General features: G+C 66.8%; 26 protein-coding genes. 4 read left to right on the top strand and 22 right to left on the bottom strand.

All coding sequences use genetic code 11. The annotated features are described in order from the left end of the window. Positions 1-196 precede the first annotated feature (196 nt). The 7 genes from AL3_RS16275 to AL3_RS16305 all read right to left on the bottom strand — a co-directional run bounded on the left by AL3_RS16275 (position 197) and on the right by AL3_RS16305 (position 8,039). Complete coding sequence (locus tag AL3_RS16275; RefSeq protein ID WP_066303085.1) at positions 197-1,084, bottom strand: tyrosine recombinase XerC; 888 nt, start codon at positions 1,082-1,084, stop codon at positions 197-199. Between the two features lie 187 nt (positions 1,085-1,271). Then, positions 1,272-1,796: a methylated-DNA--[protein]-cysteine S-methyltransferase gene (locus tag AL3_RS16280; protein ID WP_066303028.1), complete on the bottom strand. Its 525-nt coding sequence runs from the start codon at positions 1,794-1,796 to the stop codon at positions 1,272-1,274. 42 nt (positions 1,797-1,838) lie between these two features. Further along, on the bottom strand, positions 1,839-3,125 hold the full coding sequence (gene dprA, locus AL3_RS16285; protein ID WP_066303029.1) for a DNA-processing protein DprA: 1,287 nt from the start codon (positions 3,123-3,125) through the stop codon (positions 1,839-1,841). After that, positions 3,122-4,669 carry a YifB family Mg chelatase-like AAA ATPase gene (locus AL3_RS16290; RefSeq protein WP_066303034.1) on the bottom strand — a complete coding sequence of 516 codons (1,548 nt, stop codon included), beginning with the start codon at positions 4,667-4,669 and terminating at the stop codon, positions 3,122-3,124. Before AL3_RS16290 ends, dprA begins: the two co-directional genes overlap by 4 nt. Beyond that, positions 4,669-5,043, bottom strand: a complete 375-nt coding sequence (locus tag AL3_RS16295) for a YraN family protein (protein ID WP_066303035.1) — start codon at positions 5,041-5,043, stop codon at positions 4,669-4,671. Before AL3_RS16295 ends, AL3_RS16290 begins: the two co-directional genes overlap by 1 nt. 206 nt (positions 5,044-5,249) lie before the next feature. Continuing rightward, positions 5,250-6,605, bottom strand: coding sequence for an SLC13 family permease (locus tag AL3_RS16300; protein ID WP_066303037.1), 1,356 nt, complete (start codon positions 6,603-6,605; stop codon positions 5,250-5,252). A 63-nt stretch (positions 6,606-6,668) separates the two neighbouring features. Continuing rightward, a complete protein-coding gene (locus AL3_RS16305; protein WP_066303086.1) occupies positions 6,669-8,039 on the bottom strand; it encodes a homoserine dehydrogenase in 1,371 nt (456 codons plus the stop codon). 179 nt (positions 8,040-8,218) lie between these two features. Here AL3_RS16305 and otnK point away from each other — a divergent pair, with 179 nt between their 5' ends. From otnK to AL3_RS16320, 3 genes are read left to right on the top strand one after another with little or no spacing between them, the layout of a single operon-like run. After that, positions 8,219-9,448: a 3-oxo-tetronate kinase gene (gene otnK, locus AL3_RS16310; RefSeq protein ID WP_083521835.1), complete on the top strand. Its 1,230-nt coding sequence runs from the start codon at positions 8,219-8,221 to the stop codon at positions 9,446-9,448. Further along, positions 9,445-10,092, top strand: a complete 648-nt coding sequence (locus tag AL3_RS16315) for a class II aldolase/adducin family protein (protein WP_066303039.1) — start codon at positions 9,445-9,447, stop codon at positions 10,090-10,092. The genes otnK and AL3_RS16315 overlap by 4 nt, the downstream gene beginning before the upstream one ends. Before the next feature lie 14 nt (positions 10,093-10,106). Continuing rightward, complete coding sequence (locus tag AL3_RS16320; RefSeq protein ID WP_066303041.1) at positions 10,107-10,913, top strand: DeoR/GlpR family DNA-binding transcription regulator; 807 nt, start codon at positions 10,107-10,109, stop codon at positions 10,911-10,913. An 18-nt stretch (positions 10,914-10,931) separates the two neighbouring features. Here the strand turns inward: AL3_RS16320 and AL3_RS16325 are convergent, their stop codons facing one another. Continuing rightward, positions 10,932-11,564: a 2'-5' RNA ligase family protein gene (locus AL3_RS16325; protein ID WP_151723972.1), complete on the bottom strand. Its 633-nt coding sequence runs from the start codon at positions 11,562-11,564 to the stop codon at positions 10,932-10,934. 51 nt (positions 11,565-11,615) lie between these two features. Between AL3_RS16325 and AL3_RS16330 the strand changes: the two genes are divergently transcribed. After that, positions 11,616-12,230 carry a GNAT family N-acetyltransferase gene (locus AL3_RS16330; protein WP_066303045.1) on the top strand — a complete coding sequence of 205 codons (615 nt, stop codon included), beginning with the start codon at positions 11,616-11,618 and terminating at the stop codon, positions 12,228-12,230. Here the strand turns inward: AL3_RS16330 and AL3_RS16335 are convergent. The 14 genes from AL3_RS16335 to ffh all read right to left on the bottom strand — a co-directional run bounded on the left by AL3_RS16335 (position 12,227) and on the right by ffh (position 22,194). Continuing rightward, positions 12,227-12,550, bottom strand: a complete 324-nt coding sequence (locus tag AL3_RS16335; protein ID WP_066303048.1) for a DUF2469 domain-containing protein — start codon at positions 12,548-12,550, stop codon at positions 12,227-12,229. The genes AL3_RS16330 and AL3_RS16335 overlap by 4 nt on opposite strands. A 7-nt stretch (positions 12,551-12,557) precedes the next feature. Then, entirely contained in the window at positions 12,558-13,370 is an 813-nt protein-coding gene (gene rnhB, locus AL3_RS16340) for a ribonuclease HII (protein WP_083521836.1), read from the bottom strand. Next, positions 13,367-14,152 (bottom strand): signal peptidase I, encoded by a 786-nt coding sequence (lepB, locus tag AL3_RS16345; protein ID WP_246168609.1) that lies wholly within the window; start codon positions 14,150-14,152, stop codon positions 13,367-13,369. The genes rnhB and lepB (AL3_RS16345) overlap by 4 nt, the downstream gene beginning before the upstream one ends. An 11-nt stretch (positions 14,153-14,163) precedes the next feature. Beyond that, entirely contained in the window at positions 14,164-14,814 is a 651-nt protein-coding gene (lepB, locus tag AL3_RS16350; RefSeq protein WP_066303096.1) for a signal peptidase I, read from the bottom strand. Positions 14,815-14,876: 62 nt separating this feature from the next. Next, entirely contained in the window at positions 14,877-15,236 is a 360-nt protein-coding gene (gene rplS, locus AL3_RS16355; protein WP_066303052.1) for a 50S ribosomal protein L19, read from the bottom strand. A 224-nt stretch (positions 15,237-15,460) separates the two neighbouring features. Further along, the gene (trmD, locus tag AL3_RS16360; RefSeq protein WP_066303054.1) at positions 15,461-16,273 is read right to left on the bottom strand and encodes a tRNA (guanosine(37)-N1)-methyltransferase TrmD; all 813 of its coding nucleotides are present in this window, start codon (positions 16,271-16,273) and stop codon (positions 15,461-15,463) included. Next, positions 16,274-16,816, bottom strand: a complete 543-nt coding sequence (gene rimM / locus AL3_RS16365; RefSeq protein WP_066303056.1) for a ribosome maturation factor RimM — start codon at positions 16,814-16,816, stop codon at positions 16,274-16,276. A 120-nt stretch (positions 16,817-16,936) separates the two neighbouring features. After that, entirely contained in the window at positions 16,937-17,179 is a 243-nt protein-coding gene (locus AL3_RS16370) for an RNA-binding protein (RefSeq protein WP_066303058.1), read from the bottom strand. Between the two features lies 1 nt (position 17,180). Next, a complete protein-coding gene (gene rpsP / locus AL3_RS16375) occupies positions 17,181-17,588 on the bottom strand; it encodes a 30S ribosomal protein S16 (RefSeq protein WP_066303060.1) in 408 nt (135 codons plus the stop codon). A 194-nt stretch (positions 17,589-17,782) separates the two neighbouring features. Continuing rightward, a complete protein-coding gene (locus AL3_RS16380) occupies positions 17,783-18,670 on the bottom strand; it encodes a VOC family protein (RefSeq protein WP_066303063.1) in 888 nt (295 codons plus the stop codon). A gap of 56 nt (positions 18,671-18,726) precedes the next feature. Beyond that, the gene (locus tag AL3_RS16385; protein WP_205054116.1) at positions 18,727-19,218 is read right to left on the bottom strand and encodes a GNAT family N-acetyltransferase; all 492 of its coding nucleotides are present in this window, start codon (positions 19,216-19,218) and stop codon (positions 18,727-18,729) included. 5 nt (positions 19,219-19,223) lie between these two features. Beyond that, entirely contained in the window at positions 19,224-19,931 is a 708-nt protein-coding gene (locus AL3_RS16390) for an alpha/beta fold hydrolase (protein ID WP_066303068.1), read from the bottom strand. 33 nt (positions 19,932-19,964) lie between these two features. Beyond that, positions 19,965-20,513 carry an NUDIX domain-containing protein gene (locus AL3_RS16395; RefSeq protein WP_066303070.1) on the bottom strand — a complete coding sequence of 183 codons (549 nt, stop codon included), beginning with the start codon at positions 20,511-20,513 and terminating at the stop codon, positions 19,965-19,967. A 97-nt stretch (positions 20,514-20,610) separates the two neighbouring features. Next, positions 20,611-22,194 (bottom strand): signal recognition particle protein, encoded by a 1,584-nt coding sequence (gene ffh, locus AL3_RS16400; protein WP_066303072.1) that lies wholly within the window; start codon positions 22,192-22,194, stop codon positions 20,611-20,613. Between the last annotated feature and the right edge of the window lie 47 nt (positions 22,195-22,241).

The following is a 22,241-nucleotide window of genomic DNA, read 5'->3' on the forward strand; positions in this document are numbered from 1 at the left end:
TGCATAGCGGGACGGAATCCTGCCTGTGTGCCCTGAAACTTTCGCAGTCCTGTGGCATCGCCGGACTACTCGGTGTGAGACCTAGCATCATTGTGCCGTATGTTACGCAATTACGCCAATGAAACTACTTGGTTGTTAGTCGCAATTTGCTGCACTGCCCAGATTTCCACTTCGCCGCTCCACCGCGCTGCCGAGCTCATGCGCGTGGGTGGGCCTGCTGGTAGCTCCGCCGGAGCCGGTCAACGGACACATGGGTGTAGAGCTGGGTCGTGGCGAGACTGCTGTGCCCCAGGATCTCCTGGACGCTGCGCAGATCGGCCCCGCCATCCAGGAGGTGTGTCGCGGCGCTGTGCCGCAGGGCATGGGGGCCACTGGCCGAAGTGTCTCCGAGGGACTCGAACAGCGCGGAGGTGACGGCCCGCACCTGGCGTGGATCGATCCGGCGTCCGCGCTGGCCCAGGAACAATGCCGGCCCGCTGTCCGGCCCGGCGAAGTCGGACCGCCCCCGGCGGAGCCAGTCGTCCACTGCCAGCGCGGCTGGGAGCCCGTAGGGGACGGTGCGTTCCTTGTTTCCTTTGCCCAGGACCCTGAGGGTGCGCCGGTCCAGATCGAGGTCGTCTACGTCGAGCCCGGCAAGTTCCCCCACCCGGATTCCTGTGGCATAAAGCAGTTCCACCAGCGCCCTGTCACGGAGGGCCAGGCCTCCGCCTTCCGCGGCCGCCGCCGCGAGTGCTTCAAAGAGGATCTCCAGCTGCGCCGGACGCAGCACCCCGGGAAGGGTTTTGGTCCGCTTCGGAGCCTTGAGCCGAAGCGCGGGATCCGCCTCGATCTTCTCTTCCCTCAGGGCCCACCCGGTGAAGGACCGTGCGGTCGCGGCCCGGCGCGCCAGGGTGGCCCGTGCGAGCCCGGCTTCGTTGAGCGTGCCCAGCCAGCCGCGCAGCAGGTGCAGGTTTATTTCGGCCAGCGTGGTGACGCCCAGCCCGGCCGCATAGTCCAGGAGTCCGGCGATGTCGCCCTCGTACGCGCGGACCGTGTGTTCGGAGCGGGCCCGTTCGGCGGAGAGATAGCTGCAGAAGGACTCCAGGGCCTGGCTGAATTCGGCAGGCCTGGCCGCCGCGGACCGGCTGGCTGTGGATCGGGCCCGGCCGGGGTCCGCCGCGTTGCTGGAAACCTTGCCCTGGATTCCTGCGGCAGCTTTGACTGCTCCCCCAGTACGTGGTGCTGCTCCGGTGTTACTCACCGTCCCACCTTCCCCGCTTTACCGGCCAGCTTCAAGCAGGCACACCGGCTCCCGCACACTGCTGGCGGAGGGCTTCATTTCCGGGGCTTGCCTCCAGTGCGAGGAGGACACGTTTGGCGTCCACCCCGCCGGAGTATCCCGTCAGGGCTCCGCGGGTGCCGACCACCCTGTGGGTGGGCACCAGGATGTTCAGGGCGTTGCGGGACAGCGCGGCGCCGACGCTGCGTGCCTTGGCAGCATCTCCGAGTTCCAGGGCCAGCTGCTTGTAGCTGCGGGTCTGACCGTAGGGGATGGAGCTGACCGCCGCCCACACCTGCTGCTGGAAGGGCGTCCCGGGCTGGCTGGCCGGCAGGTCCAGGCAGCACCGCCTGCCTTCGAAGTACTCCTCGAGCTGACGTTCAACCGCTTCGAAACCGTTCTCGGCCGATAGCCCGTAGCGGGCGGCTCCCGGCGCGGCAGGATCAGGAGCCGCCGGCTCCACTGCGGTAAGCACGGCGTCTTCGGCCACGAGGGTGAGGATGCCCAGGGGCGAGGTGATGACTTTATGGGTCCGCATGATGCTGTCCTTTGGTTGTTCGAGAAATGACCTGTCGTTGGATCAGTTGGTGCTGCGCTTGGCGCGTTGCCATAAGCCGCTGCCCGAGCGCCGGGCCAGGCCTTCGAGTTCAAGGCGGCCCAGGCCTGCCCGCACCGCCGGGAGCCCGAGGCCAGCGACCGTAGCCAGCTTCTCCACCGCCGAGCCGGTTCGCAGCGGCAAGGCGTCCAGGAGCAGGATGTCCTCGGCTGCCAGGCCGTCGTGGTCGGCCCGTTCAGAAGTGCCGGATGTGGACCAAGCTTCACCGGGCTGTGCTTTTCCGGGCCGTGTTTCACCGTGACCCGCTGGCTCCGGGGACGGCAGACCGAAGGGATCGGAGAGTTCCGCTATCTCGGCGGCGTCGGTCACGCAGACAGCGCTGCCGTCGCGCAGCAGCCGATGACAGCCCGCGGAATTGGCGGAATACACCGATCCCGGAACAGCCCCAACACCCCGCCCCAGGCCGGCTGCATGGTGGGCAGTATTCAGAGCCCCTGAACGCCAGCGGGCTTCCACCACGACGGTTGATGCGCTGAGAGCCGCGATGAGCCGGTTCCGCTGCAGGAATCTCCAGCGCGTGGGCGCGGATCCAGGTGGAACTTCACTGAGGACAAGCCCCCGGTCCGCCACAGCCCGGAGCAGGTCCTCGTTGCCCGCCGGGTAGAAGCGGTCTATCCCGCCGGCCAGCACGGCGATGGTCGGAATCCAGGACTGCTCCCCTGGCGACGGCCCGCCTCCGCCGGCCACGGCGAGCGCGGACCGATGGGCCTGCGCATCGATCCCGTAGGCGCCCCCGGAGATCACTGTCCGGCCGCGCTGCACCAGTCCGGCGGACAGGTCTCCGGTGATGGACAGCCCGTACGCCGTGGCGTCCCGGGAACCAACCACGGCGACGCACCGGGCTGACGGCGGGACGGCGGCGCTGCCCCTCACCCAGAGGCAGAACGGCATCCCGAGTCCCAGCTCGTACAGCGACTCCGGCCAGCGCTGATCCTCCGGCACCAGCAAGGCTCCGCCGAACCGGGAGACCGTGCTCAGATCGCGTTCCGGCGCCAGGTCAGCTACCCGCGGACGCCAGCGTTCCAGTGCCTCGTTCAGCGTCAGTTCCGAACCGCGGATGCCGTTCTCCTCCAGGATGGCGCTGATCCCCCGGCGGTCTGCGGCACCGGGCTTTTGCCGGCCGGACGCGATCCGCACTGCGGCTTCGGGCCCCGCAGCCATCACAAGCGCCTGGCCAACGGTGTCGGACGGTTCGATGAGGCGGGACAGGGCCGCCCGTGCCAGGAGAATCCCGGGCCCAGGCCGGCTCATGCTGCCACCGCCTGCTGCCGGAAGCTCAGCGCCTGACCAATGTCGTCGGCGTCAGGCGCATCATGTCCGGACAGATCGGCAATGGACCAGGCCACCCGCAGGACCCGGTCGTATCCGCGGGCGGTAAGGGACTGCCGGTCCATGGCGCGGTCAAGCGCCTTGGTGGCGGTGTCCAGCGGCTTCAGCGCACCACGCAGCACCGGACCGGGGACTTCCGCATTGGTCGCGCAGCCCCACGGGCTGAGCCGCTCCCGCTGGCGTTGCCTTGCCCGGACCACCCGCCGGGCGACGTCTGCCGTTGTCTCCGCGCTCCCCGCGGCGGCGAACTCAGGCAGCGAAACGCGGCGGATCTCGAGCTGCAGGTCTACCCGGTCCAGCAGCGGACCGGAGAGCCGGCCGAAGTAGCGGCGCCGCTGCTGGGCGCTGCAGGTACAGTCGATGCCCTTTCCGCTGGCCAGGCCGCAGGGGCAGGGGTTGGCAGCCAGGACCAGCTGGAAGCGTGCGGGGTACACCGCTGTACCCGCGGCCCGGTGCAGTACCAGCGTGCCGCTTTCCAGCGGCTGGCGCAGGGCGTCCAGGACCCGTGCCTCGTATTCGGGTGCTTCGTCCAGGAAAAGGACACCCCGGTGGGCGCGGGAGGCGGCTCCGGGACGCGGGATGCCGGCCCCTCCCCCGATCACCGCTGCGGCGGTGGCAGTATGGTGCGGATTCTCGAAAGGCGGGCGGCGGATCAGCCCGGTGCAGGGTCCGCCCCGGACATCGAGTGAATGAATGGCCGTGACCTCCATGGCCGCCGTGTCACCCAAATCCGGGAGCAGGCCGGGCAGCCGTTCGGCCAGCATGGTCTTTCCGGCTCCGGGCGGACCGGTCATCAGCAGGTGATGCGCCCCGGCCGCGGCAACTTCCAGGGCGAACCGGGCCTCGGACTGGCCGGCGATGTCCGCCAGGTCGGGGACGCTTTGTCCGGCTGCGGCCGTATTCTCCTGCTGACCTGGCTTTGCCGCGGGAGTGACGGGAGGAAAAACGAGATGTTCAGGATCGGCTCCGAACCGCTGGGCGACAGCGGCCAGGGACGCGAAACCGCCCACCCGGGCAGACGGAACCAGCGACGCTTCAGCAGCATTGGCTTCCGCCACCACTATGTCCTGGAACCCGGCCTCGACCGCCGCCATCACCGAGGGCAGGATGCCGCGCAGCGGACGCAGTCTCCCATCCAGTCCCAGTTCGGCCAGGAACACGGTCCTGCCGGTGCTCCGCACGTCGCCTGCTGCGGCCAACGCCGCCATAACGATCGCCAGGTCGAAGCCGGAGCCGCGCTTGTGGACATCTGCCGGCATGAGATTCACCGTGATCTTGCGCCGGCTCAACGGAAGCCCGGAGTTTTTTGCTGCGGACTTCACCCGGTCGCGTGACTCATTCAGGGACGCGTCGGGAAGACCCAGCAGAATAAAGGCGGGCAGGTTCTGGCCTATGTCGGCCTCCACCTCGACGATTCTCCCCTCCAAGCCCGTCAGGCCTACCCCATAAGTGCGGCCCAGCCCCATCAGCCGATTCCCTTCAGGTGTTCGATGACGGGGTCTGCACTGCCTGCCGGGCCGCCGGAGGCCGGCAGCAGTACGGAGACGGCATCCACCCGCCATTCTTTGGCCGCGGCCGGGTGGGCCCGGGCCCAGGCAGCCGCAAGCACATACAGCCGGGCCAGTTTCGCGGAGCTGACCGCTTCGAACGGGTGCCCATAGTTCAGGGAGGACCGGGTCTTGACCTCCACCACAACCAGCGTGGCGCCGTCCCTCACCACGAGATCGATTTCCCCCTGCGGACAGCGCCAGTTCCGTTCGACAATGTCGTATCCGGCGGCGGCCAGATGGTCCGCAGCAAGGCCTTCACCGGTCCGGCCCACAATGTCTTTGGCTCTCATGCGCCCAGCCTGCACCGGGATCAGCGCCGGCCGGCGGGATGCGGCGCGGATGTGGACGGGCGCGCGCCGCCGGCACGGGTGTGCAGGATGAGTCCGGACTGGTCAGGGAAAGTAATGGCGCCGGACACGCAAAGGGCGGGCACTGCGTGCCGCAGCGCCCGCCCTTTGCGGTATGTCCATCCTGGTTCGGACCAGGTTTGTGGGGCCTAGGCCCAGAGGAAGGGAACCACGAGGACTCCGAGAGTGAGGACCGGCCCAATGATGACCATCGACAGACCCCAGATGGTCAGGTGCTTGTTCACCGTGGAGCGGTGTTCCTCCACCGTCGAGGCAACAATCGTCGCGCCGGTTGTTCCAAACGGAGCACAGTCCACCAGCGACGCCGAGATGGCCAGCGCATAGATGAAACCGGTCATCTCCAGGCCGCCGCCGGGAATCAGCAGCGGAACCGCGAGCGGGATCAGCGCACCGATGATGCCGATGGTGGAAGCGAAGGCCGACACCAGGGCTGCGATGACGCAGATGACGAACGCCGCGAGCAGCGGCTGGCTCACCGAGCGGGCTGCCTCGCCGAGCTGGTCGATGGCGCCGAGGCGGGTCAGGACCGCCACGTAGGTGATGATGCCGCCGAGCAGCAGGGTGGTGCTCCAGTCGATGCGGGCGATGGCCTTGCGGCCTACGCCCGGATCCACCAGGGAGAGGATGACGGCGATCGTCAGCGCCACCACACCGAGGTTCACGTCGACGTCGAGCTGGTTGAGGGTGAAGAAACCGCCCACCAGGACGAAGATGGAGGCGATGACAAGCATCTGCATGGGTTCCAGTTTCGGACGCGCTGCAGCCTTGACCTTGGCATCGGCCCGGTTGAGCACCAGGGTGCCTCCGCCGGAGCTGCGGGTGCCGCCCGAGGACGGGACTTCGCCGGTGCCGCCGCTGCGGCCGGCCGAGCCGGCGCGGGTGCGGGCAATGAGTTCGCGTCCGCCGAACATAAAGAAGGCCACCAGGACAACGAGGGCGTTCACGCCGATGGAGAGGCCGAACATCAGCGCAGCGTTGTAGGGGACGTTGGCTTCGGAAGCCACGGTCTGCACGGTGATGCCGACGATGCTGGTGGGTGCCAGCGCGCCGCCGACAATCGCCGAGCTCATGGCGATGCCCATCATGGTGGAGTTGATCCTGTGGCTGTGCGCCAGGGTCATCGCAATGGGAACGACGGCGAAGGCGGCGTGGGAGGTTCCCATGCAGGCTACCGCCGTTGCAATGGCCCACAGACCCCAGGGCAGCAGGGCCACGCGGTCCCCGATGAGATCCAGGGAACGGTCCACCAGCCACTTGATGGTGCCGGTTTCATGCGCCAGCCCGAAGAGATAGGTGATGCCCACCAGGATGATCAGGGCGTCCACGGGGAAGCCGCCGAGGACGTCCTTCAGGCTCTCGCCGACGACGCCGATGCCAATAATGAACGCAGCCACCAGGGCCAGCGCACCCATGTGCACGTTGCGGACAGAGGAGATGGTGAAAACTGCCGCGAGCCCGATGAGGGCAATAATCTCGGGGCTCATGCCGCGCGCTCCAAGGAGACGAGCCCTCGGCAGGGGGCGGGGGAAGTAAAGAACGTCATTGATTTACTCCGATCGATTGGTTCGTCCGCGGGAAGCCCCCGCGAGGTACAGGGTCAGGGCTCCGGAGTCCACGCCTTCGACGTCGGCAAAGCCGATCAGGCTGCCCTGGGCAACCGGGCGGATCAGCCGGGCGCCGTCGAGCAGGTAGAACGGGGAGGCGGCGGGGTCGGAAGCGATCATCACGGGTGCAACCGAGTCAATTTCGTGGTGGTGTCCGGCTACGGCCAGATCGGTTCCGGCCGGCAGGTCGCACAGGGCGCGGCCGGCGAGGATCATGCCCGGCACTGCCGGAGGAGCCTCCACCAGTTCGACGGCGGCATGCACCGTGAGCGGTGTCTCCACACCCATGTAGTGGTACGGCCAGTAAATGCAGGCGTACCTGCCGTCGCGGCTGACGACGTGGCCCTTGCCCCGGAGGATTTCCCAGGTGACAGGATCGCCGGTGCGGACGATGGCGAAGACGCCGCCGGCGAAGCTCGCCTCACCCGGCAGCCGGAGGGCGGAGAAAACGTCCACCACGCCGTCGTTCGCCAGGATGCCGCCGTCTTCGCGTGCGGCGTAGATGTCGGCAAGTTCATTAATCCGGGCCACGGGGTAATGCATGGCCTCCACATCGGCCATCATGCCGGTGCGCATGGCGACAACCGTCATTTCGCACGAATCGGCAGCTGCTGCCCGCTTGAGCGGGCTGACTGCTTCGGCCCGCTGGTCCAGGGTGTCGGTAATACTACTGCCAAGTTCCAGCAGCCCGGTCAGCTGCGGGGCGTCGATGCTTTCGCCTGCCTGGCTCACCCGGCCGGTCGCGGGGTCGAACTGCAGGTCGTACTCCCCCGCCTTGCCGATGGCCACGATGTCCAGTCCGACGGCGCTGACCCAGTCCACCAGGCGCAGCAGGTTGGCCGGCTGGTCACCGTCGCCCGGGAGATAGCTGAGTCCCTTCTCCGCTGCGCGCGCGCTGAGCTCGACGCCGACAACGGTGTCCACCTCTTTGCTGACCATCACCACATGGGTGTTGTTCTCCAGTGCTGCCTCGGCATAGGCGGCGCCGGCGCCCACCCGGCCGCAGGCCTCAACCAGGACGTCGATGCCTGCCCAGTCGAGGGCGTCAACGGACCCGATCAGCGCAATGCGGCCGCTGGCAATAATTTCCGCGGTCTGTGCCGGGCCGCTGGACGCGGCGGCACGGGAGGCGGGGATGCCCAGTTCTTCGAGCATGGCCAGCACACCGGCGGCATCCGGATCCACCAGGACCGCAGGCAGGATTTCGGGGGTGCAGGCAAGCTGGGCAAGGAACGTACGCCCGTAGCCGCCGTTTGCCCCGGTGAGGGCTACGCGGATGGGAGCTCGTCGTCGAGCGCGGTGAGGGAGAATCACGGTGGCGTCCAAATCTTCGTGAGCACCGCTCGACCTTCGAACGTGCCGGGAATCACTGTGACACACATTTCTAATTTCGTACAACAAATTACCAACGCTTAACAACCGTTCACAGTGCGGTGTTACAGTCGAGTCCGATAACTGCCGCCTCACCGGCTGGTTCGGAAAGGATCACAAAAGTGCTTGGAATCATCGCTGACGACTTCACTGGCGCCACGGATATAGCCACCATGCTCCGGCGCTCGGGCCACCGGGTGGCCGTCGTCATCGAGGACGGAACGCCCGCCGCCGGGGAGCTGGCCGGCCTCGACGCCGTCGTTATTGCCTTGAAGAGCCGGTCCGAGCCGAAGGAGGCCGCGGTGGCCGCCTCGCTGGACGCGCTCCGCCGGCTGCGCGCCTGGGGTGCTGCCCGCTTCTATGTGAAGTACTGCTCCACCTTTGATTCCACCCCCGGGGGAAACATCGGGCCGGTGCTCGACGCCGTCGCGGATGAACTCGGCGCGCCGCGGTGCGTTGTGGTGCCGTCGCTTCCGGCCAACGGACGCACTGTCTACAACGGTCACCTCTTTGTGAACGGCGTACTCCTCGAGAACTCCTCCATGCGGCACCATCCCCTGACGCCCATGACCCGCTCGCGCCTGACCGAGCTGCTGGGTCCGCAGACCCCGCACACGGTCAGCGAAGTTGCCCGGCCGGTGGTCCGGAGCGGGCCCGCGGAACTCCGCGCAGCGATCGATGCCGCCGAGGGCCGCTACGTGGTGGTTGACGCCATTGATGATGAGGATCTGGGCATCATTGCCGCCGCGGTTTCGGAGCATGTGCTGGTCTCCGGCGGTTCCGGACTGGCTCTGGGCATGACCGGCCCCGGCGCGGCCGGTGCGTCCTGGGCCCCGCCGCGCCGGGGGCGGGGAGGCATCCTGTGCGGGAGCGTCTCCAGCACCACCCTGGCCCAGGTTGCACACGCCGCACGCACTCAGCCGGTGCGGCAGATCGATATCCGCACCGCCATCGCCGATCCCGGGGCGGCGGCCGCCGACCTGGCCGCCTGGTTCCTGGCGCAGGCACCGGATTCCACCCCCGTGGTGTGCGCAGCCCGGAGCCGTGAAGACGTCCACACCCTGGTAGACGGAGTGGAGAGCGCACCTGTCATCGAGCACGTGCTGACTCAGGTTGCCGTTCACCTCACGGCCGACCCAGCCGTTTCTGCGCTCATCGTCGCGGGCGGCGAAACCAGCGGAGCCGTCGTGCGCGGATTGGGCATCCAGTCCCTGCAGATCGGCCCCGAGCTCGCGCCGGGGGTGTGCTGGTCCACGGCGGAGGCCGGCGGACGCCCGTTTGCCCTGGCTCTCAAGAGCGGCAACTTCGGCGGACATGACCTTTTCGTTTCAGCCTGGGAGCGCCTGGCATGAGTATCCATCACCAGCTCATCACCGCCGGACGTCGGCTCGTCGACATGGGGCTGAGCCCGGGCGCCACCGGCAACCTGAGCCTGCGGGACGGAGACAGTTTCCTCATCACCGGTACCGGCGCCTCCCTGGGGCACCTGACCGAAGCTGATCTGGCCAGGGTCTCGCTCACCGGCGTCCACCTCGGCGGCGCCCCCGCTTCAAAGGAAACGCCGCTGCACGCCGGTTTCTACCAGCGGGGCGAAGAACACCAGGCGATTGTCCACCTGCACTCTCCGCAGGCTGTCGCCCTCTCCTGCCGGACCCCATGGTCTGATCTGAACGCCGTTCCGCCGCTCACTCCGTACTTCGTGATGCGGGTGGGACAGAGCCCCCTGCTGCCCTACCGGCATCCCGGCGATGCGGCGCTCGGCGAAGACATCCGGTGCGCACGTGGCCCCTTCCGTGCAGCCCTGCTGGCCAACCACGGATCCGTGGTCTCAGGCAGGGACCTGGACGACGCCGTCGAGCGGGCCGCCGAACTGGAGGAAGCGTGCCGGATCGCCCTCCTAACCGAGAACTCCCCGCGCCGCGAACTCACGCCGGTCCAGATCCGCGAGCTCGCTGAGCGGTGGAACAGTCCCTGGACGCATTCTCCGGTAGATTGAACCGGGAGGCACCAATGGCAAAGTCGATATCCCTGATTCCGGAGCAGCGCAGGCAGCAGATTCTCCAGCACCTGCGCGCCCAAAGAGTGCTCAGCTACCGGGAAATCACCGAGTTGCTCGGCGTCAGCCACATGACGGCCCGCCGCGACGTCGCCGCTCTCGCCGAGGCGGGAGACGTTGAAGTGACGCAGGGCGGCGTCCTCGCCGTCAGCAGGCTTCTGGAGGAACCGAGCCGTTCCGTGAAGGAAGCGGCCGATCTGCCGGCTAAGGCCGCGATAGCCAGCCATGCTGCGGAGCTGGTGGCCGATTCCATGACTGTCTATCTGGACGCCGGGACCACTGTCCAGGCCATGTGCCCGTACCTGCAGGACCGCCGGAACCTCACCGTCGTGTCCAATGACCTGGCCACGGCGGCAGCCTTCCTCGAGTTTCCGGGCGTTGAGCTCATCTGTGTCGGCGGGCGGGTGGACCGGGACAACAAGTCGATGATCGGCCGCCTTGCCACCCTGACGCTGGCCGAGCTGTCCCTGGACATCGCGTTTCTATCCTCCAGTTCCTGGGACGTCCAGCACGGGATCACGACGCCGGTGGAGGCCAAGGTGGATCCGAAGCGCGCCGCCATGGCATCCGCCGAAAAGACGGTGCTGCTGGCGGACAGCAGCAAGTTCGGGCGCTACGCAAAATACCGGGTCCTGGCCCTGGAAGAACTTGACCTCATCATCAGCGACTCCGGTCTCAGCGAAAGCGCCGCATGCCAGATCCAGGAGCGCGGCGTCGAGGTCGTGCGGGAAAGCCTCCTGCCCGCCGCAGCCCTCCGCTAGGCGACGCCCCGCTCCGGGTCAGCTCCGGTACAGCACCGGCGTCGCCCGCAGCCGGACAGGTTCCAGGTTCAGCAGCGGCGGCGGCCCGCTGAAGCCGTGGAACCCGTGCAGCAAGCTGATATGCGGATGCAGCCGCGCCGCGAACGCCAGGGCCGGATCGCCCGCAGCGTAGCCTGCCGGGTCCGGAACCGCGCACTCGGCAAGGAACTCCAGCAGCAGCGAATAGAGCACGGCGTGGAGAGTTCGGAGCCCGGCCGACGCAGCGTACTCCACCGCCAGGGTGGACCCGTCCCGCCCGAAGCCCGCCAGCCCGCGGGGCTCAAGGACAAATTCATCCTCCGGCAGGGCATCAGCAGTGACCTTCAGATACCGGGCCAGTGCCCGGGCATAAGCGTCCGGTTCGACGCCGGTGGCTGTGGTGAGACGGGAGAAGGCGTCGTCAGCCCGTCCGAAATGGATCAGGGTCAGGTGCAGCCGGTCCGCGGAGACCCGCCGGGTCCCCGGCGCGACTTGCCGGACCGCTGACTGCAGCCGGCGCAGTTCCGCCAGCCCGGCGCCGTCGGGCTTCAGCTGCGCATAGATGCGCACGCCGGAGAGCGCGTCAGGAAGTGCCGGAGCTCCAGGCTCTGGATCGGGCAGTGAAGAAGCCACGAACGCAGTCTATGATGCCGCCGGCGCCCGCGGGCGCGGTACCTTGGAAAAATGGTGCTGGAAATCCCGCGGCTGCAGGACGAATCGCTTCTGCTGCGGCCCCATGTGGAGGCGGATGCTGACGCTGTGCTGCAGCGGTCCAGGGATCCCCTGACTGTCGAATGGACCACGGTGCCGCTGGATTACAGCCGGGAGATGGCGCTGAACTATGTCTTCGCCGTCGGGGTGCCGCAGGAGGACAAGATTGCCTGGGCCCTGGAGCAGGACGGCAGGTACGCGGGCAGCATCGACCTGCGCTGGCAGGGTGCAGGGACCGGGGGCCTGGGGTTCGTGACGGCACCGGAGTTCCGCGGCCAGGGGCTGATGAGCCGGGCGGTGCGGCTGGCCGTCGCCTATGCCTTCGATTCCCTCGGGTGGGAGCGGGTCAACTGGACGTCCAACGTCGGGAACATCGGCAGCTACAAGCCTGTCTGGCGCAGCGGTTTCCCGCTGCCGGTGACGGTCCCCCGGATGCTCGCCCACCGCGGGGAGATGGTCGATGCCTGGTTTTCCGAGCTGGACGCGGCCGCGCCGCGGACACCCAGGATCCTGTGGTCTGACTGCCTCCGGCTGCTTCCGGTGGTTCCCCAGGCCACGCCACCAGACGGTGCGTCCCGGCAGCCCTAGTTCAGGTCGTCCGGTTTGGGCAGCGTGAGGTCGTCGTTGCGGGTCAGTTCCTCAACGTTGACGTCCTTGAACGTAATCACCCGCACGCTTTTGACGAACCGTGCCGAGCGGTAAACATCCCACACCCACGCGTCCTGCAGTGTGAGGTCGAAGTAGATTTCGCCATCGGCCGAGCGTGCCTGCAGATCCACATGGTTCGCCAGGTAGAAGCGCCGTTCGGTCTCGACGACGTAGCTGAACAGCCCCACGACATCACGGTATTCGCGGTAGAGCTGCAGCTCCATATCCGTCTCGTAGTTCTCAAGATCCTCTGCGCTCATGCCACCATCATCCCCCAAGCGGGCCCGCAGCGGGCCCATCGTCATCGGATCGCGCCGAACCCAGCCGCCAGGAGAGGCGGTGCAGCGGTGAGGGACCGAGCAGGTCGATGGCCGCCCGGTGCGCCCCGGTGGCGTAACCCTTGTTGATCTCCCAGCCGTACTGCGGATGCAGTGCAGCGTATTCGGTCATGAGTGCATCGCGTTCCACCTTGGCCAGGACCGACGCGGCTGCCACGCTGAGACAGGTCATATCCGCTTTGATCCGGGTGTGGACAGGGGCCAGGCAGGCAGACTCATCTTCCTCCTCGACGTCGTCGAACAGGCTGGCCTGGACCGCCGGTGAAAGCCAGTTGTGATTGCCGTCCAGGAGGACGACGTCGGGAGTCAGCGTCCCGCGGACCTGGGTCCAGGCGCGCGTCCCGGCCAGGCGCAGCGCGCCCATCAGCCCGAGGAGATCGATTTCCGCGGCGCTGGCATGGCCGACGCCCCAGGCCGGACACCACTTCTTGATCAGCGGCACCAGGGTTTCGCGGTCGGCGGCGGACAGCAGTTTGCTGTCCTTCACACCCTTGAGCGAGCGGACGGAGTCCAGCTGCACCGCCACCAGGCCCACACTGACGGGCCCGGCCAGCGCACCGCGTCCCACCTCGTCGCATCCGGCGAGGACCCGGTGTCCCAGTGCGGCGAAGGTGCGCTCAAAACGGAGGGTCGGAGCTTTCGCTCCTGCGGTCTTTGGCCGCGCCGCACGAGGGGCACTTGGACCGGCAGCCGCCGTGGCGCCTGCCGGAGCACGCCGTTTTGCCTGGAGCTCAGCGGTCACGGTGCAACCGCGGCGCCGGCCGGATCGGGCACATTCTCAAAGACTTCGGGATAGCTGCCAATGAAGCCGGCCCGGCCCAGCGGCCAGGCGATGACGGATGCCTTGCCCTCAATGTCGGAGATGTTGATGAACCCGCCGTTTTCACCGTTCTGGTGTTCGCGGGAGTCGGCCGAGGCATTGCGGTGGTCACCCATGACCCACACCTTGCCGTCCGGAACCACCACGTCGAACGGAGTCTCGGAGGGAAGTGCTCCGGGGTACAGGTACGGCTCGTCGATGGCCTCGCCGTTGATCGTGATTTTGCCGTCCGCGTTGCAGCACACCACGTGGTCGCCGGGCATGCCGATTACCCGCTTGACCAGGTGCTGTTCGGACTCGTCCGGGAGCAGGCCGACGAAGGTCAGGGCGTCCTGGATGAAGTTCCCGCCGCCGTTTTGTGTGGGCGGCAGCCACGCCTGGGTGTCCTTGAAGACAATAACGTCGCCGCGTTCCAGGTCAAAGGGCTCCGGGACCAGCAGGTTCACGAAGATCCTGTCGTCAATCTCCAGGGTTTCCTCCATTGATCCCGAAGGGATGAAGAACGCCCGGAAGAGGAAGGTCTTGATCAGGAAGGACAGCAGCAACGCGATGACAATGATCGTGGCAACCTCGCGCAGCCACGCGCCGAAGCCCCGGTTCTTGCTGCCTTTGCCGTCCTGCCCGGCAGAATGGGCGGCGTGGGAGCGCGCTTCGCCGGAGGCCGCGTTCCCGTCCTGGGGATCGTCCGGGAAGTCCTGCGCCATGTGCTGTCCTCTTATTCCGCTGAATTCCATACAGAATCCAACTCTAGCCGTTGAATCTCTGTGCTTCTTTCGAATGGCCATAGGATTTGCTGGGCGCGGCCAATCACCCGTTCCTCCGGGATGAGTCCGCCGCCGGGCGCCCCCAGCAGGGACCGGGAGTCCGCTGACTCCGACCGGTGGTCCCCCATAAGCCACAGCCTGCCTTCGGGCACCACCACATCGAACGCCTGTTCGCTGGCAGCATCCCCCGGGTAGAGATACGGCTCGTCCACCGGTTGGCCGTTCACCGTGATCCGGGAATCCCCGTCGGTGCAGCAGGCAATCCGGTCCCCGGCGACGCCGATGACCCGCTTGACGTAGACGGTGTCGCTGCCGGTGAGCCCCAGCCACTGCCCGGCCTGCTTCACGGCCTGCGTCAGGGCCGGATCTGAACTGTGCAGGGGCGCCAGCGAACCGCGGCCGTCAAAAACGACGATGTCTCCGCGCTGGATTTCGCCGGTGCGGTACTCGGTGCGGGAGACCAGGACCCGGTCCCCCGGTTCCAGCAGCGGCTCCATGGAGCCCGAGGGAATGTAGTAGACGTCAACAACGAAAGCGCGGACCAGCCCGCCCAGCACGACGGCGGCGGCAAGGGCACAGAGCACGAAACGCCAGCCCGCAATGGACCGGCGTTTCGTGTGCTTCCGGGGCGTGGCCCCGTCTGCGGATGTGTCAGACAAGAAAATTACTTGGCGGGACGGAAGTCGCGCTTTTCCTTGATCTTGGCAGCCTTGCCGCGCAGGTCGCGCATGTAGTACAGCTTGGCACGGCGGACGTCACCGCGGGTGACAATCTCTACCTTGTCGAGGACCGGGGAGTGCACCGGGAAGGTACGCTCCACGCCGACACCGAAGCTGACCTTGCGGACCGTGAAGGTCTCGCGGAGGCCGTCGCCCTGGCGCTTCATAACGAAGCCCTGGAAGACCTGAACACGGGTGTTCTTGCCTTCAACGATGTTTACGTGAACCTTGACCGTGTCACCGGCGCGGAACTCGGGGATGTCTGAACGCAGCGAAGCTGCATCAACAGAATCTAGGATGTGCATTGTTTATCACTCCTGGTGAACGCCACAGGTCATCCACTTTGGTCACGGCGGCAAGGATGTGCCCGTAAGCACACAAATACCGCCGAAGCTAAAGAAACCGGCTGTCCGGGAATCGGCTGCCGGTGTGTCTTGCTGTTAGCCTCGCTCCCCCTGTGGCAGGTGCGGACCCAGATGACACAACTATCCATTCTGCCACACCCCGGCAGAGCCGACCAACCACTGGACTACCGGGGCAGCACAGCCTCCGCCGTCACGGTCCAGCCCAGTGCCGCCAGTGCCGCGCGGTCTGCCTTGTCCAGCGTGGCCGGGTCCAGCTTCGCAATCAGGTCCGGCCGGCGTTCGGAGGTGCGCCGCAGCTGCTCGTCGCGCCGGAACCGGGCGATCTTCGCGTGGTTGCCACTGAGCAGGACTTCCGGGATAGGCCGGTCCCGCCACAGGGAGGGCTTGGTGTAGACCGGATACTCGAGCAGACCGTCGGAGTGCGATTCCTCCACCAGCGACTCCGGATTGCCGACGACGCCGGGCACCAGGCGGCCGATGGCCTCCACCATGGCCAGCACGGCAACCTCTCCCCCGTTCAGCACGTAGTCGCCCAGGCTCATGGGGCGGACGTCGAAATGTTCCCCGGCCCATTCCAGGACCCGTTCGTCGATGCCCTCGTACCGGCCGCAGGCGAAGACTAGCTGCTGCTTCTCTGCCAGCTCGTAGGCAGTGGCCTGGGTAAACACTTCCCCTGCAGGTGAGGGAACGATCAGTGTGGGCCGTCCCCCGCCGCCTGCCAGCCCGCCGCCCGGCTCTCCTGCCGGGCCACCGCTGAGGGCCGTGGACAGCGCCTCGGCCCACGGTTCGGGCTTCATGACCATCCCGGCCCCGCCGCCGTAGGGGGTGTCGTCCACGGTGCGGTGCCGGTCGGTGGTGAAACCGCGCAGGTCCTGGACCCGCACATCGAGCAGCCCGTCCTGCCGCGCCTTCCCGATCAGGGACAGGTCCAGTGCGGCGAGGTACTCCGGGAAAATCGAGAAGACGTCAATACGCACTTAGCGCCCAGCCCCGCCCTTGTCTGCCTCCGGCAGGTTCAGCTCAAACAGGCCGGCCGGCGGTGTCAGCAGCACATAACCGTCTTCGGTGTTCACTTCCGGGACGATGGCTTCCACGAACGGAACCAGGACCTCACGCCCCGCAGTGTCCTCAATGATCAGCAGGTCCTGCACCGTCAGGGTGCGCAGCGCGGTGACGGTACCAACGACGTCGTTTCCCACCTTTGCCTTCAGACCCACCAGTTCGTGCTCGTACCAGCCCTCGCCTTCGTCGTCGGCGTCGGCTTCATCCGTGTCGATGAACAGCTTCACGCCGCGCAGCTCCTCGGCTCCGTTGCGGTCTTCAACCTCTTCGAAGCCCAACAGCAGGATGTCCTTGTTCCAGCGTGCGCTGATCACCGTCAGCGGCCCCTTGGCCGCCGGTTCAACGGTGAGGACAGCACCGGGGACAAACCGGTCCTCAGGTGCATCGGTCAGCACCTGGACGGTCACTTCACCCCGAATGCCGTGAGGCTTGCCGATTCGTGCCACCTGCAACTGCATGGATTCTCCTTGGATCGAAAGGCCCGGCCAAAAGGGGCCGGTGCCGAAAAAACATCCGGCCCCTTCACCATTATCTGGTGCCGGGGCCGGATGCTAAGAACTGCTTGAATTGCTGGTGCGTCAGCGGCGGCGGTCTGTGTCGACGACGTCGACACGGACCTGGTCGCTGCCGGCCAGAGCGGACATCACCGTGCGCAGAGCGCGGGCGGTTCGGCCCTGGCGGCCGATGACCCGGCCGAGATCTTCCTGGTGAACACGGACCTCGAGGGTTTCCCCGCGGCGGTTGTTCTTGGCGGAAACCTTGACGTCCTCAGGGGAGTCAACGATTCCACGGACGAGGTGCTCCAGCGCTTCAGCCAGCAATCTACTCAGCCTCAGCCTCAGTGGAAGCGGCTGCAGCCTCTTCCTTCTTGGCCTTCGGGGTGATTGCCTCGGGGACGATCACTGACTTCTTTTCGGGAGCCACGAAGGCTTCCTTCGGGGCCTTGGTACGCAGGGTACCTTCCTGGCCTTCGATGTTCTTGAACTTCTGCCAGTCACCGGTGATCTTCAGCAGTGCTGCAACCTGCTCGGTCGGCTGCGCGCCGACGCCGAGCCAGTACTGCGCACGGTCGGACTTGATGTCGATGTACGACGGTTCCTCGGTCGGACGGTACAGTCCGATTTCCTCGATGGCACGGCCATCGCGCTTGGCACGGGAATCCATGACAACAACGCGGTAGTGTGCTGAGAACTTCTTGCCAAGGCGCTTAAGGCGAATCTTTACGGCCACTTTTGTGGTCACTCCTGATCTGAAATGGGGCGAACCCGTACTTCTGCTCCCGTGGGGCGGGCCATAACGTTGGGGTTCAAAAGGACAAGATACTGCACGGAGAGAGGGGCCGCGCAGATCGAGTACCTGTCCATTGTGCCAGACGGGACCATCTTTCGCGACTCGCGAGACCGCCGGGCCCGCCTGGCGCCCGGTTAGGCCGCCGCAATCCGGATGCGGTTGCGCCAGGGATCCTCGAAGCGCAGTTCGGCGCCGGTGTGGTGGCTGCCGATTCCGGCGGATTTCAGCCGGTCTGCGAGGGCCCCGACGGCGTCCTGGCCGGGCACGGTGATGAGCACCTCGCCAAGTCCCAGGGTGTCGCGCCGGGGTCCGGCACCCCGGCTGTTCCAGACGTTCATGGCCATGTGGTGGTGGTATCCGCCGGCCGAGACAAAAAGTGCCTGGCCGTGGAAATCTGCGGTCCGCTCGAATCCGAGGGTGTCGACATAGAACGCGGCGGCAGTGGCGGTGTCGCCTACCTGGAGGTGCACGTGGCCGACGCCGGCTCCGGCCTCCGACACTCCGTCGACCGCCGCCTGGGAGAGATGCTTCCGGAAGTAGTCCTGGGGCGGCAGCGCCAGGGAGGCCATCCTGACGGTCCTGCCGTTCACATCCTGGTCCCAGTCCCAGCTTTCACGCGGACGGTCCCAGTAGAGCTCAATGCCGTTCCCTTCCGGGTCGGTGAAGTAGAAGGCTTCACTGACCAGATGGTCAGCGCTGCCAACGTAGGCTGCCGGGTCGTACTGCGCGGCCAGTGCCACAGTCGCGGCGAGGTCCGCCTGGGTTTCAAAAAGGACCGCGGTGTGGAACAGGCCCGCTTCCCCGCGCGCCGCGACCTGCAGCCCCGCCGCCGGAGCCAGATGCACCACGGGAACCGTGCCGCGACCGAGGAAAAGTCCGCCGTCGGCTTCTGCGACCACCTCAAGCCCGAGAGCCCCCTGATAGTAGGCGGCCATGGTGGGCAGATCCCCCACCTTGAGCATGACCGTCCCCATGGACAGGTCAGCCGGCAAAAGGTCCGCAGAATTTACTTGAAGGTTCATGCAATCAATATTACTTGAAGCTTCAGGTAATTCCAAGTGGCCGGACCTTTCCGAAGTCAGAAGCGGACACGCATGGCTACCCGGCGCCCGGCCTCGTCCAATCCCAGCTCCGCCTCGTGCCGGCGCAGCTGGGCGAGCTCCCCCAGCGGTTCAATGACGTCAAATCCACAGCTGCGGTAGAACGGCGCGTTAAAGGGCACCTCCGCAAAGGTGCACAGGGTCATTCCCGGATAGCCATGGGTCCGCGCCCAGGCAAGGGCAGCGTTGACCAGCAGCCGTCCAAGCCCCGCGCCGGCAGCGTCGGGGTGGACGGACAGCTGCTCCAGATGGGCGAACCCTTCCACCTCCTCGATCCTGGCGAATCCCGCTATCGGTTCGCCGATGACCAGGAGCTGCCGGGCGGCCGCGAGTTCCGCGATACCAGCCGGTGGAGGCAGCCTGTGCAGCTCGCTGCCGCGGACGCCGGGCGCTGAGGCAAGCAGGGTATCCGAGGCTGCCTCAAGCGCGGGAAGCAGGGCAAGGTCGGCCTCCGTTGCCGTTCTGGGCACGGGCATCAGCCGGCCGCCGTGGCTGGCTGATTGCGGCGGAGGAATCCAGTGATGGCGTCCTGTCCCGGTTCGGTGTCCTGCGGCCTGTGGTTGCCTCCGACCACCCGGTGTTCGGCACCGGTGGATGCAAGGAAACCCGCAACTTCTTCATACAACGGTTCCCACTCTCCGGTCAGGACGAGGGTTGGGACGCCCGGAACTATCTCCAGCGGCGCTTCCCAGGGCGGTGACTGCATCCGCTGCCGTGCTGCAGCATACGGATCTCCCCCGGGGGCCCGGGCAGCTTCAGCGGAAAACACCAGGCGGCGGTATTCGGCAGCATAGTCGCCGTCGCTCAGGTGCCGGGCGTTGCCGAAAAGCGCTGCCAGATGGCTCCGGTGTGCCGAAGTGGCCGGAAGATCGCGGGTCAGGGAAAAAACGGCAGGCTCACACAGGGTGAGGGACCAGACGCGGTCCGGGGCCTCAACCGCAGCCATCATGGCGGAAATAGCGCCTTCGGCATGCGCGACGACATGGCCGCCGGCGCCGAGCGCGGCCAGGACGGCACCGGCGTCGGCCCGGTGATCGGTGGGGGCCGGAGGCAGGTCCGGCCGGTAGCCGTGACGGCGCAGGAACAGGCAGTCATACCTTCCGGCCAGGGCATGCTGCCGGGGCCAGGCCGCGGCGCCAACGCGGCCGGCACCATGCACGAAGACAACGCGTTGCTGAGCCATCCAAACAGCGTATCGCCGCAGGGGCGACGCGGCTTAACCCAGCAGGTGGGACACTTCCGGCAGGCGCGGCATCATAGCCGGCGCTTCCGCCCGGTGGGAGATTGCCGCAGTGACCGGCTGCCCGTCCACCAGTTCTGCCACGTCCTGCAGTTCCAAGGCGCTCAGCCCGGCAGCCAGACGGGCCACCTCCGGCGGTTCGAGCAGGATCACGCAGTCGGCGACGGAAAGAAACCGGGCCTGCACGGAGCCGCCCGCGGCACGGAACTCACGGGTGGCAGCAGCGACCGAGCCGCCGTCATAGACAAACGCCAGCGCTCCGTCAGCAGGTGCCGGTGCCACGGAACAGTCGAAAACAAGCATCCGTCCGGACGTGACCCGGTCTCCGAGGACCGCCGATGCCTTCCGGGCCGCAGCGGACCTCGGGTCCTCGCCGGCTTTGACCACCCCGCCGGGCAGTGCCCAGGGGCCCTCGCCGTCCCGCACCACCAGAACAGCGCCGGAACCGTCGCGGATCAGGACCGAGCTGTCTATCCTGCGGCGGAAGACGCTGCCGTAGAAGCGTGTGAGTCCCTGTCCTGCCAAGCTGGCCTCCGCACCGGATAGTTACCGCGTGAATTCGCAGAAGCCTATCCGGTGCCGGGTCAATTGCCAGCGCCTCTGCAGGCAGCTGCCGGGTGTTTTACTTCCCGAGGAACTTCTCGAAGCCCTTGGGCAGGTTCAGCGACGAGGGATCGAAGTCGTCGCCCTGCTGGCCGAAGGCCGCACCGGACGGCAGCGATTTGCGGGCACCGGCACGCCGGGCCTCCGCCTCGGCGAGTTCCTGGGCGGCCTTGGCCGGGTTGCCCGAGCGGGCCTTTTTCTTACCCTTGGCGGCCTGCTGCTTTTTGCGTCCACCGCTGAAACCACCCGGGCCGGCCACACCGGGCATACCGGGGATGCCTCCGCCGGCAGCCATCTTCTTCATCATCTTCTGGGCCTGGGCGAAGCGTTCCAGCAGGCCGTTGACCTCGGAGACGTGGACACCGGAACCACGGGCAATCCGGGCGCGCCGGGAGCCATTAATGATCTTCGGGGCGACCCGCTCATGCGGGGTCATGGAGCGGACGATTGCTTCCACCCGGTCGATTTCGCGCTCGTCGAAGTTCTCCAGCTGCTCACGCATGCCGGCTGCGCCGGGCATCATCATCAGCATCTTCTTCATCGAGCCCATGTTGCGCAGCTGCTGCATCTGGGCCAGGAAGTCGTCGAGGGTGAAGTCCTCCTGATCGGCGAATTTCTTCGCCATACGGGCGGCTTCGTCCTTGTCCCAGGACTTCTCCGCCTGCTCGATGAGCGTCAGGATGTCGCCCATGTCCAGGATGCGGCTGGCCATGCGGTCCGGGTGGAAGACCTCGAAGTCCTTCAGGCCTTCACCGGTGGACGCGAACATCACGGGTTTGCCGGTAATCGAGGCCACGGACAGCGCGGCACCGCCGCGGGCATCGCCGTCGAGCTTTGTCAGGACCACGCCGGTGAAGTTCACACCCTCGTTGAACGCCTGCGCGGTGGCGACGGCGTCCTGCCCGATCATCGCGTCAATGACAAAGAGGACTTCGTCCGGAGTGATCGCCGCGCGGATGTCTGCTGCCTGCTGCATCAGTTCCGCGTCAACGCCCAGGCGTCCGGCGGTGTCCACAATAACGATGTCGTGCAGCTTGGTCCGGGCTTCTTCGACACCCTGGCGGGCGACGGCGACCGGATCCCCGGTTGCTGCCTCAAACTCGGAGCTCACGCCGGGGTGCGGTGCGTAGACCGGAACGCCGGCGCGTTCTCCGTTGACCTGCAGCTGCTTCACTGCGTTGGGACGCTGGAGGTCGGCGGCGACCAGCAGCGGGCTGTGGCCCTGGTCCTTGAGGTAGCGGGACAGCTTGCCGGCCAGCGTCGTCTTACCGGCGCCCTGGAGGCCCGCGAGCATGATGACGGTTGGGGGGTTCTTCGCGAAGGTGAGGCGGCGGGTCTGTCCGCCCAGGATGCCAACAAGTTCCTCGTTGACGATCTTGACGACCTGCTGGCCCGGGTTCAGGGCCTGGGACACCTCGGAGCCGAGGGCACGTTCCTTGACCGAAGCGGTGAAACTGCGGACCACGGGGACGGCGACGTCGGCGTCCAGGAGCGCACGGCGGATTTCCCGCACTGTGGCATCAACGTCGGCCTCGCTCAGCCTCCCCTTGCCACGCAGGTTCTTGAACGTGGAAGTCAACCGGTCAGACAGTGAATTGAACACGCGCTGCGCACTTCTTTCATCGGGTAGTTCGCCATGTTTGCCAGGCC

The sequence above is a fragment of the Arthrobacter luteolus NBRC 107841 genome, from assembly GCF_001552075.1.
GTDB classification, from domain to species: Bacteria; Actinomycetota; Actinomycetes; order Actinomycetales; family Micrococcaceae; genus Arthrobacter_B; species Arthrobacter_B luteolus.